This is a genomic window from Pseudomonas sp. FSO-7, assembly GCF_059579345.1.
Genome location: NZ_CM184193.1, coordinates 272,837 through 289,956 on the forward strand (window position 1 = coordinate 272,837; position 17,120 = coordinate 289,956).

Sequence of the window (17,120 nt, forward strand, 5' to 3'; positions counted from 1 at the left end):
TCCGGCGGTTCATCAGTTGCGGGATGGGAAATAGCCTTGAAGGGCGATGCTGAAGTTGATCGCCAGGAACGGGTTCATGATCGCCATCGGCATGCCGCCGCCCGTGGGGGAGACCGTGCCGTTGACGGTGGTGGTGACGCCTTGCAGCGACACCGGCGAGGCGCCTATCTGGTCGGAATAGATATTCGCCGCGCCCGGCCCGGTGCCCGAGGTGCCGATGAACGAGTTGGTGGCCGTCGGCGTATTCACCGGGTTGCTGGCCGGGTTGGCCAACTGCAGGGTGGTCGAGGCGGTGATGCCGGTGAGGGCGTGGGTGTGGTTAGGCAGGTTGTTGAGCGTTGCCGTGACGTTTTCGGTGCCGGAGATCTCGCCGATGACGCGCGGGGTCAAGCCCAGGCCATTGCCTTGGCCCAAGGGCAGGCGACCTTGTAGGTTGGGCAGCATGAACGTGGTCTGGCCATTGCCTCCGTATGTCACTCCGATCAGGGCGAACAAGGTCTGGTATTGAGAAAGGGAAAGCGTCTGCCCGTTGCACAGGGCCCAGTCCCTGGGGGCAAAGTTAAAGGCGAATGACTGGATAGTGCCGATGAATACTTCCATAGATTCCTCATCCTTCAGGTGATTGGTCTTGCAGTGCCCGGACGTGAAGGACAAGAGTGCGATCAGCCCGACTCCTTTATTCCCTGGCCTGGTCACGCACGGCTGAGCGTAGACCGGGATATTGGGTTCTGCCGAGCGAAGCGGGCGGAAAAATGTCGCGAAACGGCTTAATCGATTCAGGTTCACCGAGCGTCTTTACCGTCCATCTTTTTTACCGTGTGGGGCGAATCTGATATCAAAGTACTACTAGGCGAAGATTATTTCCTCGGCTACGCTTGGCGATACAAAGGGACTACAAACAAGGTGAATGGATTGCCGCAGTTTCACTTCATTTCCGGTTTACCGCGCTCAGGCTCGACCCTGCTTTCTGCCATTTTGCTGCAGAACCCGCGCTTTCATGCCGGCATGACCAGCCCCGTCGGTACGCTGTTCAGCAGCGTCCTGCAGCAATGCAGTGCCGGCAGCGAGTTCGGTTCGGTGATCGACACCGACCTGCGTCGCCGCCTGCTGCGCGGCCTCTTCGATTCCTACTACGCCGACAAAGCCGATAAACCGGTCATCTTCGACACCAACCGCCAATGGTGCGCCCGCCTGCCTGCCTTGCAGGACCTGTTTCCCCAAGCCAAGACCATCGCTTGCGTGCGCAACGTCGCCTGGGTGCTCGACAGCCTGGAGCGGCTCTACCGCGCCAACCCGTTCGAGAACACCAAGCTGTTCAATGACGATGACGAGCGCAACACCGTCTACAGCCGCTGTGAAACCCTGGCCCAGCGCAACCGCCTGGTGGGGTTCGCCTGGACGGCGCTCAAAGAGGCCTATTACGGCGAGAACGCCGAGTCGCTGCTGATCGTCGATTACGATCTGTTGAGCCAGGCCCCGGAGCGGGTGATGCGCCTGGTGTACGAATTCATCGGCGAGCCCTGGTTCGAACACGACTTCGATCACTTGACCTACGACGCCCCGGCCTTCGATCAGGCCCTGGGCGTTGCCGGCCTGCACAAGGTCAAGCCCAAGGTCGCGCCGCAAGCCCGGCGGACCTTGCTGCCGCCGGACCTGTTTGAGAAGTATGCCGAGTTGTCGTTCTGGCGCGATGGGTCCGCCAGCGCCGCCAATGTCATTCGTATGAAAACCGACGCCACGGTCAGTTGATCGCGGTTTTTTTCATTTGCGTGTTCAAGAAGTTCGAGTCCAGGTGATCGTCATGTGGTGGAGCAAAGGCAAATCGCGGGTAACCGAGGGCGCACAGGCCCTGGCATCGCCAATGATCATGTCCCTGGAGCCGCGAATGCTGTTCGACGGCGCGGTGGCCGCAACCGTGGCCGATGCCGCGCAACCGGACGCCCAGCCGTCTGCCGAGGCGGCCAAGACGCCCACGGCGGACCAGCCGACCGACACGCATGCGCCCCAGGGCCAGGTCGATTCCACCCAGGCTGCGGTTCCGGGCAAGGCCGTGGTGTTTGTCGATTCCCGGGTCAAGGATTCCGCCAATCTGCTCGAAGGCGTGGCGCCTGGTACCCAGGTGGTGCAACTGGATGCGAACAAGGACGGCTTGCAGCAGATCGCCGATTACCTGGACACCCACCAGGGCATCAGTTCGGTGCAGATCATCGCCCACGGTAACGCCGGCGATCTGTGGTTGGGCAACAGCTACCTGTCGGCGGACAACGTCCAGGCCCGCAGTGAAGTGCTGGCGCAGATCGGCCAGGACATGAACGCCGGCGGCGATATCCTGATCTATGGCTGCTACACCGCCGAAGGCGAGCGCGGCCTGAGCCTGGTCGATTCATTGGCGCAGTTGACCGGCCGCGACGTGGCGGCGTCCACCGACCGCACCGGCCTGGGCGGCGACTGGGACCTGGAAATCGCCACCGGCAACATCGAAAGTGCCAACGTGCTCTCGACCACTGCCATGAGCGAGTACCAATGGGGCCTGGCTACCTGGACCGCTACCAACAATCTCAATTCCGGCATCGGCTCTCTGCGCGCAGCACTGTCTTCTGCGCAGAACGGCGACATCGTCACGTTCAATACCAGCATGACTGTCGCGCTGACCCAGGTGTTGGACGTCAATAGAAACGTCACCATCGATGGTGATCTCAACAACGATAACGTCGCCGATGTCACCCTCGACGGGCAATATCGCACCCAGATCATCAACGTGACGGCCGGCACCACCGCTACCCTCGATGGTCTGGTGATTACTCGCGGCATGGTGGCGGGTAACGGCGGTAATGGCGGCGACGATGCGCTGGTGTCAAAGGGGGGCGGGATCTATAACGCCGGCACCTTGACCCTGAGGAACGTCACCGTCACCGCGAACGCCGCGTCGGGCGGTGGTGGCGGTGGTGGTGTCACGCCGCAATACGCCGGTGGCGGTGGTGGCGGCGGTGGCGCGATTACTGGTGGTACCGGCGGCAAGGGCGGCGACACCCTCAATGCCACGGGCTCCAACGGCTCGGCCGGGCAGGGCGGTGCCGGTGGCGGCTTCTTCAACATGGGCGGGCGTGGCGGCTCCTCCACCGGCGGGGCCGGCGGTTCCGCATATCCGGGCTACAGCACGGGCTCCGCGGGCGGCACGGCCTCCAGCGGTGGGCTATCCATCGGTGGCGGTGGCGGTGGCGACGGCTATAACGACATTGGCGGCGCCGGTGGCGGAGCGGTCGGTGGTATTTATAACGATACCGGCGCGACCCTGCGAATCATCGGTAACTCGGTCATTTCCAACAACGTCGGTGCAGGTGGCGGCGGTGGTGGCGGTGGTGCCGGTGGTGGCTACAACCACACGGGCGGTGCCGGCGGCGTCGGTGTCGGGGCCATCTGGAACAAAGGCTCGATCCTGATCACCGCCGCCAACTTCGCCGCCCTGGCCGGCAACGTCGGTGGCAGCGGCGTGGGTGGGACCAGTGCCGGCAGCGCGGGTGTTTCGCCGGCGTCGGTGGCCAACGTCTACGGTGACGGCGGCACCATCAACACCAACTATGTGCCGGACGAGACGCCGCCTACGGCGACCGTCGTGGTGGCCAATACCAGCTTGAACTCCGGTGGTACGTCGCTGGTGACCATCACCTTCTCCGAGGCCGTGACCGGTCTCACTGCGGCGGACCTGACAGTACAGAACGGCACCGTCGGGGTCTTGAGCAGTGGCGACGGCGGCATCACCTGGACCGGCACGTTGACTGCGGCCAGCAACATCGCCGACACCACCAACGTCATCACCCTGAACAACACCGGGGTCGCCGACCTGGCCGGCAATGCCGGCGTGGGCACCACCGACTCGAACAATTACATCGTCAACGACACCGTGGCGCCCACGGCGTCCATCGTGGTCAGCGACACCGCCCTCAGAGTCGGTGAAACCTCGGTGGTGACCATTACCTTCAGCGAAGCGGTGAGTGGTTTCACGGCCGCCGACCTGACCGTCGCCAACGGCTCGATCAGTGGCCTGAGTTCCAGCGACGGCGGCATCACCTGGACGGCCACCCTGACGCCGGATACGGCGATCACCGATACCTCCAATCTCATTGTCCTGGACAACACCGGCGTGGCGGACCTCAACGGCAACGCCGGCGTGGGGACGACCAACTCCAACAACTACGCCATCGACACCCTGCGTCCGACCGCCACGATCGTGGTCGCTGATACCGCGTTGAGAGTCGGCGAAACGTCGCTGGTGACCATCACTTTCAACGAAGCGGTGAGCGGTTTCACCACCGCCGACCTGACGGTCGCCAACGGTACGGTCACCGGGCTGAGCAGCAGCGACGGCGGTATCACCTGGACCGGGACGTTGACCCCGAGCGCCAGCGTCAGCGACACCAGCAACCTGATCACGCTGACCAACAGCGGCATTGCCGACCTGTCCGGCAACGTCGGCAGCGGCACCACTGACTCGAACAACTACGCCGTCGATACCCTGCGCCCGACCGCCACCATCGTGGTGGCCGATACCGCGCTGAACGTCGGTGAAACGTCCCTGGTCACGATCACTTTCAGCGAGGCCGTCACGGGCTTCACCCTGGCGGACCTGACCGTTGCCAACGGCTCCTTGAGCGGGTTGAGCAGCAGCGACGGCGGTATCACCTGGACCGCGACGCTCACCCCGAGCGCCAGCATCACCGATGCCACCAACCTGATCATCCTGGCCAATACCGGTGTGACGGACGCGGCCGGTAACACCGGCAGCGGCACCACCAGCTCCAACAACTACGCGGTCGACACCCAGCGTCCGACCGCGACTATCGTCGTGGCCGACAATGCGTTGAGCGTTGGCGAAACCTCGTTGGTGACCATCACCTTCAACGAAGCGGTGACGGGCTTTACCACTGCCGACCTGACGGTCGCCAACGGCACGGTCACTGGCCTGAGCAGCGGCGATGGCGGCATTACCTGGACCGGCACGCTCACGCCAAGTGCCAGCACCAGCGATACCAGCAACCTCATCACCCTGGACAACACCGGCGTGACGGACGCGGCGGGCAACGCCGGCAGCGGCACCACCGACTCCAACAACTACGCCATCGACACCGCGCGTCCGACGGCCACCATCGTGGTCGCCGACTCGACCATCGGCGTTGGCGAAACATCGGTAGTGACCATTACCTTCAGCGAGGCGGTGACCGGTTTCACCCTGGCGGACCTGAGCGTCACCAACGGCAGCCTGAGCGGCCTGAGCACCAGCGACAACATTACCTACACCGCCACCTTCACCCCAAGCGTGGGTGTCAGTGATGCCACCAACCTGATCACGCTCAACAACACGGGCGTGGTGGACGGTGCGGGCAACACCGGCAGTGGTACCACCGATTCCAACAACTACGTCGTCGACACCCTACGCCCGACCGCCACCATCGTGGTGGCCGATACGGCGCTGAGCGTCGGCGAAACCTCGCTGGTGACCATTACTTTCTCCGAGGCGATCAGCGGTTTCGACAATTCGGACCTGAGCGTCGCCAACGGCACGCTGAGTGCGGTCAGCAGCAGTGACGGCGGCTTCACCTGGACAGCTACCTTCACGCCGGCCCTTGGGGTCAGCGACACGTCCAACGTCATCACCCTGAACAACACCGGCGTCAGCGATGCGGCGGGCAACACCGGTACCGGCACCACCAACTCCAACAACTACCAGGTCGACACCAACGTGCCGACGGCGACCATCGTGATTGCCGATACCAGCTTGAGCATCGGCGAGACGTCGTTGGTTACCGTGACGTTCAATTCGGCGGTCAGCGGGTTCGACAATGCGGACCTGACCGTCAGCAACGGCACGCTCAGCACCATGAGCAGCACCGACGGCGGGGTCACCTGGACAGCCACCTTCACGCCGAGCGCCAGCATTTCCGATACCAGCAACGTGATCACCCTGGACAATACCGGCTTGATCAACGGCGCGGGCAACGCCGGCGTGGGCACCACCGACTCCAACAATTATGCGATCGACACGGTCCGCCCAACCGCGACCATCGTCGTGGCCGACACCGCCATTGCCGCCGGCGAAACTACGGTGGTGACCATCACCTTCAGTGAGGCGGTGACCGCGTTCACCAGTGCCGACCTGACGGTCGCCAACGGCGTGATCTCGGGGCTGAGCAGCAGCGACGGCGGCATCACCTGGACCGCGACCTTTACACCGACCGCTGGCATCAGCGACACCAGCAATGTCATCTCGCTCAACAGCGGTGGCATCGTTGACTTGGCGGGCAACGTCAACGTTGGCGCCACCGATTCGAACAACTATGCCATCGACACCGTGCGCCCAACGGCGACCATTGTCATGGCCGACGCCAACCTCAGTGTCGGCGAAACCTCGTTGGTGACCATCACCTTCAGCGAGGCGGTGACCGGTTTCACCAACGCCGACCTGAGCGTGGCCAACGGCACCCTCAGCGCTGTCAGCAGCAGCGATGGCGGCCTGACCTGGACCGCGACCTTCACGCCGGCCCTCGGCGTGCGGGATACGTCCAACCTGATCATCCTGGACAACACCGGCGTCAGCGACGCGGCGGGCAATACCGGCACCGGCACGACCAACTCGGCCAACTACGCCATCGACACGCAGGTGCCGACGGCGACCATCGTGGTGGCCGATACTTCTCTGAGCATCGGTGAAACCAGCCAGGTGACCATCACCTTCAACGAAGCGGTGAGCGGTTTCGACAACAGCGACCTGACCGTCAGCAACGGCACGCTGAGCAACGTGTCGTCCTCCGACGGCGGCGTTACCTGGACGGCCACGTTTACGCCGAGCGCGAGCATTGCCGATACCAGCAACCTGATCAGCCTGGACAATACCGGAGTCGTCAACGTCTCGGGCAACGCCGGCGTCGGCACCACCGATTCGAACAACTATGCCATCGACACCGTGCGGCCAACGGCAACCATCGTCGTCGCCGACACGGCCATTGCCGCGGGCGAGACATCGCTGGTGACCATTACCTTCAGCGAGGCTGTGACCGGCTTCACCGACGCCGACCTGACCGTCGCCAACGGTACTCTCAGCGGGTTGAGCAGCAGTGACGGCGGCATCACCTGGACCGCGACCTTCACGCCTGCCACTGGCATCGCCGACACCAGCAATGTCATCACCCTCGCCAACGGCGGCGTCGCCGACCTGGCGGGCAATGCTGGCAGCGGCACCACCGACTCGAACAACTACAGCGTCGACACCCAGGGGCCGACCGCCACCATCGTGCTGAGCGATTCGGTGTTGAAACCGGGTGAAACCGCTCAGGTGACCATCACCTTCAGCGAAGCGGTGACCGGCTTCAGCAACGCCGACCTGAGCGTGGCCAACGGCACCCTGAGCGCCGTTAGCAGCAGCGATGGCGGCCTGACCTGGACCGCGACCTTCACCCCGACCCAGGGCGTGACCGACGTCACCAACCTGATCACCCTGGACAACACCGGGGTCAGCGACGCGGCCGGCAATACCGGGACAGGCACCACCGATTCGGCCAATTACGCGGTCGAAACGCAGGTGCCGACTGCCACGATCGTGGTGGCCGATAACGCGCTCAAGGTGGGGGAAACCTCGCTGGTGACCATTACCTTCTCGGAAGCGGTCAGCGGTTTCGACAATGCCGACCTGAGCGTGAGTAACGGCACGCTGAGCAACGTTTCTTCTTCCGACGGCGGCGTTACCTGGACGGCCACCTTCACCCCGACGACCAGCATCACCGACACCAGCAACCTGATCAGCCTGGACATCGGCGGCGTGGTCAACGCCTCGGGCAACAGTGGCGTCGGCGTGGTGAACTCCAACAACTACGCGATCGACACAGTTCGTCCAGGCGCCACCATTACCATGGGCGACGCCTCCCTGGGCATCGGCCAGAGCACCACCGTGACCATCAGCTTCACCGAGGCGGTGTCCGGTTTCGACTTGTCGGACCTCAGTGTCGCCAATGGCGTGTTGTCCAACCTCGCCAGCAGTGACGGCGGCCTGACCTGGACGGCGACCCTGACGCCTACGGCGGGCGTGACCGACGCCACCAACCTGATCCTGCTCGACGCCAGCACCGTGCAGGATCTGGCCGGCAATGCTGGCGTGGGCATCGCGATTTCCAGCAACTACGCACTCGACGCCTCCCGGCCGACGGCGACCATCGTGGTCGCCGACCCGAACCTGACGGTGGGCGAGACGACCCAGGTGACCTTCACCTTCAGCGAAGCGGTGACGGATTTTGACCTGTCGGACCTCAGCGTCACCAACGGCGAACTGACCAACCTGACCACCAGCGACGGCGGCAGGACCTGGACGGCCACGTTCACGCCAACGGTGAACCTCACCGATCCGAGCAACTTCATCGCCCTGGACACCAGCAACGTCAGCGACCTGACGGGCAACGCCGGGGCCAGCGTGGCGGTGTCCAACAACTATGCGATCGACACCGTGGTGCCCAACGATGTGAAGCCGCCACCGGAGTTCCTGACGTCCGACCCGGTCACGGTTATCCCGCCGTCCGAGGTGCCATTGCAGCCGATCGTTTTCACCCCGCCAACGGGCGACCTTGGCTCGCCGCTGGGCTTCCCTCCATTGTTTGAACAGCGGGATGTGGGCGGTGGTCTTCGGCCGATAGGGGACATTTTCATCAACCGTGGCGAACTGGCGCCGAGCTATATCGCGCAAGTATTCAGCAGCGACGCAGCTGGCGATGGCTCCGGCCAGGGCTTCCTGGGCTTTGGTGGTGGTGATGGCGGGGTGTTTGGCAGCAGCACGGTCTCGAGCCTGTTCAACCGCGACACCGGTTCCGAAAGTGAATCGATGGACGCCTTTGGCAGCCAGTCGATGCAGGGCGGCGATGGCTCCCAAGGCGCTCGAGGGATATTCGGTGCACCGACTCTGGGCCAGCAACTGCAGCAGCTCAAGGACACGGAACAGCGTCAGGTCAATAGCCTGGCAACGGCTTTAAAACAGGTCGGCATCAGCCAAGTGCAGGCCTGAAAATCATAAAAAATTGGGGCAGCCAGGGGCAATCCAGGGAATGAATAGAAGTCAGAAGTTATTCGGTATGAGTGTGCTGGCGTTGGTGGTGAGTGGATGTGCAGTCACCAGCGATCCGATCGAGCGTAGCGTCAGCGAACAGCGCGCTCGAACGGATCTGCAGAACATGTACAAGGATCAGGAGCCCTTGAGCGGCCCACTGACCTTGCACCAGGCCATGGCCCGGGCGGTGAAGTACAACCTCGAAGGCCGCTTGAAGATCATGGAGGAAGCCCTGGCCAAGCGTCAGTTGGACCTGGCCAGCTTCGACATGCTGCCGCGCATGGCGCTGGACGCCGGGTATGTGGGCCGTAACAACGTCAGTGCCTCCAGCAGCCAGAGCGTGGAAACCGGTACCCAGTCCCTGGAGCCGTCGACCTCCCAGGACCGCGACCGTGAGGTGGCGGACCTGACCATGGTCTGGAACGTGCTCGATTTCGGCGTCAGCTACATCAGCGCCAAGCAGGCCGGGGACCAGCGCCTGATCGTGCAGGAGCGCCGGCGCAAGGTGATCAACACCATCGTCCAGGATGTGCGTTCGGCCTACTGGCGCGCCATGGCCGCCGAGCGCCTGCTCAAGCAGATCGACAGTCTGATGGCCCGGGTCGAGACGGCGCGCGACAACAGCCAGAGCATGAGCGAACAGCGCATCGGTGACCCGGTACAGGCCCTGGGTTACCAGCGTTCGCTGATCCAGGCCACCCGCCAACTGGAAGAGCAACGCCGGGCGCTGTCCCTGGCCAAGACCGAACTGGCGACCTTGATCAACTTGCCCTTGGGCACCGAGCTGACCCTGGCGACCCAGGATGAATACACCATCCCGGAACTCAAGGTCGACCTGGCCCGTCTGGAACAGGAAGCCCTGGCCAGCCGTCCGGAACTGCGTGAGCAGGATTACCAGACCCGCATCACCGCCGCCGAAACCCGCAAGGCCATGTTGCGCCTGCTGCCGGGGCTGGAGTTTTCCGCCGGCGGGCATTACGACAGTAACTCGTTCCTGGTGGAACAGGGCTGGGCCGACTATGGCGTGAAAGTCACCTGGAACCTGTTCAACGTGATCTCCGCCCCGGCGGCCATCGACGTGGCCAAGGCCGGGGAAGAAGTGGCGGCGGCGCGGCGCCAGGCGATGTCGATTGCCGTGCTGGCGCAGCTGTACGTCGCCAACGCGAACTATCGCGAAGCGCTGCGCCAGTTCAAGACCAGCCAGCAACTGTCGGACATCGACGGGCAGATTGTCGGCCAACTGCGCAGCCGTCACCAGGCTGCCGGCATCGGTGAGCTGGACCTGATCCAGGGTGAACTCAATACTCTGCAGGCCGATCTGCGCCGGGACCTGGCCTACGCCGACCTGCGCAACGCCTACGGGCAGATCTTTGCCAGCGCCGGCCTCGACCCGCTGCCAAACGAAGTGCAATCGACCGAAGTCCAGTCGATTGCCACGGCGCTGGCCAACCGCGAAGCGGCCTGGGCCCAGGGCGATATCGCGTTGCCGAAGCCTGCCACGGTGACGCAATAACCGGGCGCAACCATGACGCGCCCGGCGTTTTCCCGGCTGCCGGTGACGGTGAACCTGCCGCTGCTGTTGCAGGCACTGGCGGCCATTGAAGACGCGCGCTGGCAGAGGCATTTCAACAGTGCCTATCACAGCGGCGACTGGAGCGGCGTGGCGCTGATTTCGGCGGCGGATGCCGTCACCGAGCTGTCGCCCGGGCGCGGTCAGCCACGGCAGCGTGCACCTTGGTCAGCGGACGGTCGCTGGCAGGAGGCATTGCGCGACTGGCCCCTGGAGATCGTCTCGGCCCGGCTGCTGCGGCTCGGACCCGGCGGGTGCATCCACGAACATCGCGACTATGACTTGGGCGGGCCGGACGCCGACCTGCGCCTGCACGTTCCGCTGCTCAGCCCCGCTGATGTGGACTTCTTCCTGGACGGGCAAATCATTCCGATGACCGCGGGGGAGTGCTGGTTTCTCGACTTGGCGCGGCCCCATCGAGTGGTTAACCGAAGTGCGCATTCGCGGGTTCACCTGGTGCTCGACTGTCGCCCCGGGCCGTGGCTGGTCCGGCAGATTGCCGATGGGCTGCCCACCACACCCGACGCGGGCGTCAGGCAAAGCGACTTCGCTCTTTTTCAGCAGCGCGTGGAAAGCGATCCTGACCTCGCCCGCACCTTGCAGAGCCTGCACGACCTCGACGCTTTCATTGAGTCGGCGCTGGCGCTGGGGGCCGAACGAGGGCTGCATTTCACCCGGGAAGAATTGCGGGCTGCCATGGGCAACGGTCGCCAGCGGTGGAGGGCGCAATGGAAGACCTGAACCTGCACGGTTGGTTGCCGATCCGCCTATGGCCAGAGGCCGGGCAATGGCGGGTCGACTGGTGCTGGTTCGGCGATGCGCGACTGTCACAGCCGTTCTTTGGCGATGCGGTGGAAGACGCCCTGCGCCTGCCCTTCAATCAGGCGTTCCGCCGCCAGACGCCCTTGGACGCACTCGGTCAGTGGCAAGGACAAAGCCCGGGACTTGAGCCCTGTGCGTTCATTTTCCATGCCTCCCGTTGCGGCTCGACCTTGATCAGCCAGATGCTCGCCCAGTTGGACGACCATATCGTCATCTCGGAACCACCGCCCCTGGATGCGCTGCTGCGCAGTGATCTGCCGCCGGCCGAGCGGTCTGCGGCACTCAAGGGCTTGATGTCGGCCTACGGGCAGCGCCGCCGAGGCGTGGAGCAACGCCTGGTGGTCAAGCTCGACGCCTGGAACATCGGTGAACTGCCGCTGCTGCGTGAGTGTTTTCCCGACACGCCCTGGTTGTTCGTCTATCGCGATCCCTTGGAAATCGCCGTTTCTCACCTGCGTCGTCCCGGCATGCACATGGTGCCGGGGATGATCGGGACGACTGGCCTGGACGATGGGTTGCCATTTGGCAGCCAGGAAGATTTCATCTCGCGCCGGGTGGGGCGGTTGTTGGCGACGGGCTTGGAACACTGCCGGGCATTGGCTGGCGTGGCGGTCAACTACACCGAGCTGCCCGAGGCGATGACGGGCCGGTTGGCGGCGTTTTTCGGGCTCGATGATGAGCAAGGCGGGCAAGTGTTCGCGACAGTGGGGCAGCATGCCAAGCAGCCGGCGCAGGCGTTTGTGGGCGATAGCGAGGACAAGCGCCGGGAGGCTTCGGCGCTGTTGCGTGAGCGGGTTCTGCGCTGGGCGCAGGGGCCCTATGAAGCACTGAAATTACTGACCACGTAGCTGGGCGAAAGCGCTTCTGTGGCGAGGGAGCTTGCTCCCGCTCGGTTGCGCAGCGACCGCCAAATCCTGGGGCTGCTTCGCAGCCCAGCGGGAGCAAGCTCCCTCGCCACAGGGGTGGTGCTCGCTCCGTGGATCAAGCCTTGTTAGGCGACAACTCCGCCATCCCCTTGAGCAACTCGATCGGCAGGGGGAAGACGATGGTGGAGCTTTTATCCCCGGCGATCGACCCCAGCGTCTGCATGTAGCGCAGTTGCATGGCACCTGGCTGGCGCCCGAGCATTTCGGCGGCCTGCATGAGTTTTTCCGAGGCTTGCAGCTCGCCTTCAGCGTGGATCACCTTGGCCCGCCGTTCCCGTTCGGCCTCGGCTTGGCGGGCGATGGCGCGGATCATGGACTCGTTGAGGTCCACGTGCTTGATCTCGACGTTTGCCACCTTGATGCCCCAGGCGTCGGTCTGGGCGTCGAGCACCTGCTGGATGTCACCATTCAATTGCTCGCGCTCGGCCAGCAGTTGGTCCAGGTCATGTTTGCCGAGAACCGCGCGCAACGTGGTCTGGGCCAGTTGGCTGGTGGCCATGAGAAAGTTTTCCACCTGGATAATGGCCTTCTGCGGATCGAGCACGCGGAAATACAGTACCGCATTGACCTTCACCGAGACGTTGTCCCGGGTGATCACATCCTGGGGCGGCACGTCGAGGACAATGGTGCGCAGGTCGACGCGGATCATCTGCTGCACCACTGGAATCAGCAGGATCAACCCCGGCCCCTTGACCTGCCAGAACCGACCGAGCTGGAACACCACCGCCCGTTCGTATTCGCGCAGGATGCGGAATGTCGAAGCCGCCAGCGCGATCAACAGCAACAACAGCATCGTAAAACCGATTTGCATGCCCATCTCAAACTCCTTGTGAGTCAGCGGGGGCCACTTCCAGCAGCAAGCCCTTGCGGGCAATGACCCGCACCGCTTGCCCAAGCCGCAGCGGCGTCGCGCTTGCCACCTGCCAGCGTTCGCCTTCCAACTGGACCCAGCCATGATGATTATTGCCAGCCTGCAACACGGTCACCGCCGTGACGCTGCCCAACAGCGCGGCATCGCCGCTGACAGGCTCACGTGGGCGTGTTTTCAACGCACGGACCAGCAAGGCAATCAGCAGCAAGGCGCTGACCAGGCCCAGGCCGAGCATCAACGGAACCGGTACGTCGGCGTTGGTCAGGATGACCGCGCCAATCACACACAAGACAATGCCGCCCAACCCCGCGACGCCGTAATTGGGCAAGGCCGCCTCGAAGACCAGCAAGGCCACGCCAACGGCGATCAGCCAGAAACCCAGGGGATCGGTGCCGGGCAGCATGAGCCCATCGGCGCCGAACGCGGGCCCGCTTATCGCGAGCAGCGCAATCGTCAACCAGTGAATGTTCACGGGATCCTCCGCAACGGGTAGTCGTCGGGATGTTTATTCAAAGTCTAGTCGAGTCGGGGGTTGATTGAATTTTGATCAGTTTGGCGGTCGGCGAGGGGCTAGACTGCCTAGGAACAACCCCGCCATTCATTCATGTCCAGGAGCCCCCTATGGAACCGCCGATTCACACCCTTCGAGCATTGTTCAAGCAACTGGGCTTGCCCGATGATGCTATTGGCATTGACCAGTTCATTGCCACGCATTCACCCCTCAAGCCCAGGTTGCACTTGGCCGATGCGTTTTTCTGGAATGAGGGCCAGCGGCAAATGCTGCGCGAGGAAATCCTTGAGGATGCGGACTGGGCGGAAGTGATAGATCAACTGGATGTGTTGCTGCGCAAGGGGCGTAGCGAGTGAGAACGGACGCAATACCTGTGGGAGCGAGCTTGCTCGCGATAGCGATATGTCTGTCACATCAATGTTGACTGACAGTCCGCTATCGCGAGCAAGCTCGCTCCCACAGGGTTATCTTGTTATTCGTTTTAAGAATTAACAAATAGCTTCTTATTCCTTAAATAATATAGCTCTCCTCCCTATACTCGTCCGGGAACAGACACGCAGGAGAGCACCCATGCGCAACGAATCGATTCGCTACCTGATTGTGCCGGGCTGGCAAGGATCGCCGGAAAATCATTGGCAAACCCACTGGCAGAACAGCCTGCCCAACAGCGCCCGGGTCGAGCAGGCCGACTGGGTGACGCCCCGGCGTGAAGATTGGGTTGCGGCGCTGGCCGAGGCCGTGGCCGCCGACAGCACGCCAGTGATCCTGATTGCCCATAGCCTGGGTTGCATCACGGTGGCCCATTGGGCCGCCACCGCGCCGCTGCAGTTCCTGCGGCAGGTGCGTGGGGCGTTACTGGTGGCACCGGCGGATGTCGAGCGGCCAGCCTGCGTCCCGGCGCTGCGCAACTTCGCGCCGATTCCCAGCGATCTGTTGCCATTCCCAAGCCAAGTGGTCAGCTCCGACAACGATGCCGCCGTGAGCGCCCCGCGCGCTTTGGAGCTGGCGCGCAACTGGGGGGCCGAGGCCGGGATCCTGGCGGGGGCGGGGCATATCAACGTGAAGTCCGGCCACCAGCGTTGGGAGCAGGGTTTCGCTTATCTCTATCGTCTGCAAAACCGCATGGAGCATCACGCCCTGCGTCGCGCCTGAATTTTTAGCGCCCTCCGTCTCCCGGCGGTCTGGGGCGGGAGCCTGCCATGAGTTTGCATGAAACCTTCGGTCAGCCCTTGCTGACCTTTCCCGATGCGGAAAAAAGCCCCCTGAGCATTCGCGCCAAGGCGCTGGTGTTCGTCGACCCCCGTTCGCGGCAGTTGCGCCAGGAACTGGAACAACTGGCGCCCCGGGCGATTTCGGTGCTGATACGCGGCGAAACCGGGAGCGGCAAGGAACTGTTGGCCCGGCATATCCATCGCGAAAGCGAACGCGGCGGATTGTTTGTTTCGGTCAACTGCGGCGCTATCAGCCCGACCTACGCCGACGCCGAACTGTTCGGTTATGCCGCCGGCAGCTACAGCGGCTCGGCCAGTAGCCGGGCCGGTTGGTTCGGTTCGGCCAACGGCGGCACCCTTTACCTGGATGAAATCGGCGATTTGCCGCTGCCGATCCAGATCAAGCTGCTGGCGGCCCTGGAGAACCACGAAGTCACTCGTGTCGGCGCCCATCAGCCCAGTCCGGTGGACGTGCGCCTGGTCGCGGCCACCAGCATCGACCTGGCGCAAGCGGTGGCCGCCGGGAAATTCCACGAACGGCTCTATCACTACCTGAGTGAAGGCCGGCTCGAATTGCCCGCCCTGCGTGAGAGAGTGGGCGATATCCTGTCATTGGCCGAGTATTTCCTGGGTATTTACAGCCAACGCCTGGGCCTGACAGTGCCACTGATCAGCGAAGCGGCGCAGCTCGCACTTGAACAGCACAGCTGGCCTGGCAATACCCGCGAACTGGAGAATGTCATTCATTTTGCGTTGTTGGTGAGCGCTGGGGATTACATATTGCCGGAACATCTCAACTTGCCAGCGCTGACGGAACCTTTGACGGTGGTAAAGCAGATGACTCTCGCGTTGGCCAGGTCAGGCAATCATCAGCAACTGGAGCAGTTGAAAGCGTGGTTCGCTGAACTCTGATGCGTGCAGGTGCTCACTGATTTTATTTAGCCCCGATGGCTGTGCCGTCGGGGCGATTTATTATGCGAGCATTAAAAGTATCGCTTTGATAATGTCTTGCCTGTCGCTAAGTTATATATTTTCATATAAATAATATGTTTGATTTGTTCGCTTGATTGCAAAGGTCCTGTGGCCGTTAATTGAATGGCGCAAGCAATTTTAACTTGCGAGTTCATTAACTAAACGGTCGAGGTTTAAAATGGAATTTGAAAATAATACGCCAGTCGTGGCTAATGTTCCTGCATGGTCCGAGTTGGAAAAATTCAAGATTTTTTCAGTGTCGGGCGGTAACCGAGTCTATAGGAATGGTCGTCAACAGCTTAAGGTCAGGGTCGTTGTCGCGGTGGCCGATGCGTCTCATAAGAGAGTTCCCCTGACCCAGTCCGAACTTGACTCCATCGTTTTGGTCGATGCGTTAAGCGGGTTGCCTTTGTCCAAAAAAGACAGAGATGGCCCTAAGGGCCATGTATGGTATTACACGGAGTATCAAAATAGCCAATTTCGCGAACTGCCTCACTACGGCGCTGTGCCTGGTTCGGTACCGCCGGGACCGTTCGTTTACGTAGTGGATTTTTATGTCAGCACCACTTCGTATACGCCAGTTAAAGTGCGGCCGCGAATAACGCGGGCGGACGGCCAGATGTTCCAATGGGAGACGGGAGCCGAACTGGAATCTCTCCAGTTATATCCGCTTCCTGTGGCGGTTTATCGGGCTGAACAGTATTCGTTCAATCGCGCTGCGGTCCCCTACTACGGCTCAAATCATATTGAAAAGGCCGAGGTTTTCGTCTTGGAACTGATCATTGATCAGCAGCGAATCGAGTTCGTAACGGGCTTCGGTATCGGGACTCATCTGCGGATAGGAAGCTCGGATCGCCGATACACCGGTTATTACCTGGTCGGGTATGGCAATGGCAAGTATATGCCTACAGGCGGGGCTCCGAGGTGGGAGCGACCTGATGCGTTGGGAAGGAGTCGCAGCGAAGGCGGGCAGGTGGCTTTGGTACTTGCCTACGGAAAGCACGGGGGGGATGTGTGGGTCCGAGACCCTGCATCTAACACGCTGATGGAATTTGTCGATATGTATGGAAATCCTCATCAACTGCGCGTGGAACTCACTGATGATCCGCTTTTGGTCCGGGTCCATCGATAAATAAAAAGACGTTTTCAAGGATG

General features: G+C 62.4%; 12 protein-coding genes. 9 read left to right on the plus strand and 3 right to left on the minus strand.

All coding sequences use genetic code 11. The features are described 5' to 3' along the window. Positions 1-12 precede the first annotated feature (12 nt). Positions 13-600: a phage tail protein gene (locus AC515T_RS01190; RefSeq protein ID WP_496531122.1), complete on the minus strand. Its 588-nt coding sequence runs from the start codon at positions 598-600 to the stop codon at positions 13-15. 303 nt (positions 601-903) lie between these two features. Between AC515T_RS01190 and AC515T_RS01195 the strand changes: the two genes are divergently transcribed. Genes AC515T_RS01195 through AC515T_RS01215 form a run of 5 tightly spaced genes read left to right on the plus strand, consistent with a single transcriptional unit; the run spans position 904 to position 12,322 of the window. After that, positions 904-1,749: a sulfotransferase family protein gene (locus tag AC515T_RS01195; RefSeq protein ID WP_496531123.1), complete on the plus strand. Its 846-nt coding sequence runs from the start codon at positions 904-906 to the stop codon at positions 1,747-1,749. Between the two features lie 52 nt (positions 1,750-1,801). Continuing rightward, a complete protein-coding gene (locus AC515T_RS01200) occupies positions 1,802-9,040 on the plus strand; it encodes an Ig-like domain-containing protein (RefSeq protein ID WP_496531124.1) in 7,239 nt (2,412 codons plus the stop codon). Positions 9,041-9,080: 40 nt separating this feature from the next. Further along, on the plus strand, positions 9,081-10,595 hold the full coding sequence (locus AC515T_RS01205; protein ID WP_496531125.1) for a TolC family protein: 1,515 nt from the start codon (positions 9,081-9,083) through the stop codon (positions 10,593-10,595). A 12-nt stretch (positions 10,596-10,607) separates the two neighbouring features. After that, positions 10,608-11,393, plus strand: a complete 786-nt coding sequence (locus AC515T_RS01210) for an aspartyl/asparaginyl beta-hydroxylase domain-containing protein (RefSeq protein WP_496531126.1) — start codon at positions 10,608-10,610, stop codon at positions 11,391-11,393. Next, positions 11,381-12,322, plus strand: a complete 942-nt coding sequence (locus AC515T_RS01215; RefSeq protein ID WP_496531127.1) for a sulfotransferase family protein — start codon at positions 11,381-11,383, stop codon at positions 12,320-12,322. The genes AC515T_RS01210 and AC515T_RS01215 overlap by 13 nt, the downstream gene beginning before the upstream one ends. A gap of 133 nt (positions 12,323-12,455) precedes the next feature. Here AC515T_RS01215 and AC515T_RS01220 read toward each other — a convergent pair whose 3' ends face one another. Then, positions 12,456-13,217, minus strand: coding sequence for a slipin family protein (locus tag AC515T_RS01220; protein ID WP_003196596.1), 762 nt, complete (start codon positions 13,215-13,217; stop codon positions 12,456-12,458). Between the two features lies 1 nt (position 13,218). Further along, a complete protein-coding gene (locus AC515T_RS01225) occupies positions 13,219-13,743 on the minus strand; it encodes an NfeD family protein (RefSeq protein WP_496531128.1) in 525 nt (174 codons plus the stop codon). A 149-nt stretch (positions 13,744-13,892) separates the two neighbouring features. Here AC515T_RS01225 and AC515T_RS01230 point away from each other — a divergent pair, with 149 nt between their 5' ends. The 4 genes from AC515T_RS01230 to AC515T_RS01245 all read left to right on the plus strand — a co-directional run bounded on the left by AC515T_RS01230 (position 13,893) and on the right by AC515T_RS01245 (position 17,097). After that, positions 13,893-14,138: a DUF2789 domain-containing protein gene (locus tag AC515T_RS01230; protein ID WP_305469170.1), complete on the plus strand. Its 246-nt coding sequence runs from the start codon at positions 13,893-13,895 to the stop codon at positions 14,136-14,138. Positions 14,139-14,352: 214 nt separating this feature from the next. Next, positions 14,353-14,934: an alpha/beta hydrolase gene (locus tag AC515T_RS01235; RefSeq protein WP_496531129.1), complete on the plus strand. Its 582-nt coding sequence runs from the start codon at positions 14,353-14,355 to the stop codon at positions 14,932-14,934. A 47-nt stretch (positions 14,935-14,981) separates the two neighbouring features. Further along, a complete protein-coding gene (locus AC515T_RS01240) occupies positions 14,982-15,905 on the plus strand; it encodes a sigma 54-interacting transcriptional regulator (protein ID WP_496531130.1) in 924 nt (307 codons plus the stop codon). A 238-nt stretch (positions 15,906-16,143) separates the two neighbouring features. Continuing rightward, positions 16,144-17,097 (plus strand): hypothetical protein, encoded by a 954-nt coding sequence (locus AC515T_RS01245; RefSeq protein WP_496531131.1) that lies wholly within the window; start codon positions 16,144-16,146, stop codon positions 17,095-17,097. Positions 17,098-17,120 lie beyond the last annotated feature (23 nt).

Excerpts from the sequence above, each read along its gene's own strand:
- AC515T_RS01190 (WP_496531122.1), bottom strand. The coding sequence starts at position 600 with ATGGAAGTATTCATCGGCACTATCCAGTCATTCGCCTTTAACTTTGCC.
- AC515T_RS01200 (WP_496531124.1), top strand. The coding sequence starts at position 1,802 with ATGTGGTGGAGCAAAGGCAAATCGCGGGTAACCGAGGGCGCACAGGCC.
- AC515T_RS01205 (WP_496531125.1), top strand. The coding sequence starts at position 9,081 with ATGAATAGAAGTCAGAAGTTATTCGGTATGAGTGTGCTGGCGTTGGTG.
- AC515T_RS01210 (WP_496531126.1), top strand. The coding sequence starts at position 10,608 with ATGACGCGCCCGGCGTTTTCCCGGCTGCCGGTGACGGTGAACCTGCCG.
- AC515T_RS01215 (WP_496531127.1), top strand. The coding sequence starts at position 11,381 with ATGGAAGACCTGAACCTGCACGGTTGGTTGCCGATCCGCCTATGGCCA.
- AC515T_RS01220 (WP_003196596.1), bottom strand. The coding sequence starts at position 13,217 with ATGGGCATGCAAATCGGTTTTACGATGCTGTTGTTGCTGTTGATCGCG.
- AC515T_RS01230 (WP_305469170.1), top strand. The coding sequence starts at position 13,893 with ATGGAACCGCCGATTCACACCCTTCGAGCATTGTTCAAGCAACTGGGC.
- AC515T_RS01235 (WP_496531129.1), top strand. The coding sequence starts at position 14,353 with ATGCGCAACGAATCGATTCGCTACCTGATTGTGCCGGGCTGGCAAGGA.
- AC515T_RS01240 (WP_496531130.1), top strand. The coding sequence starts at position 14,982 with ATGAGTTTGCATGAAACCTTCGGTCAGCCCTTGCTGACCTTTCCCGAT.
- AC515T_RS01245 (WP_496531131.1), top strand. The coding sequence starts at position 16,144 with ATGGAATTTGAAAATAATACGCCAGTCGTGGCTAATGTTCCTGCATGG.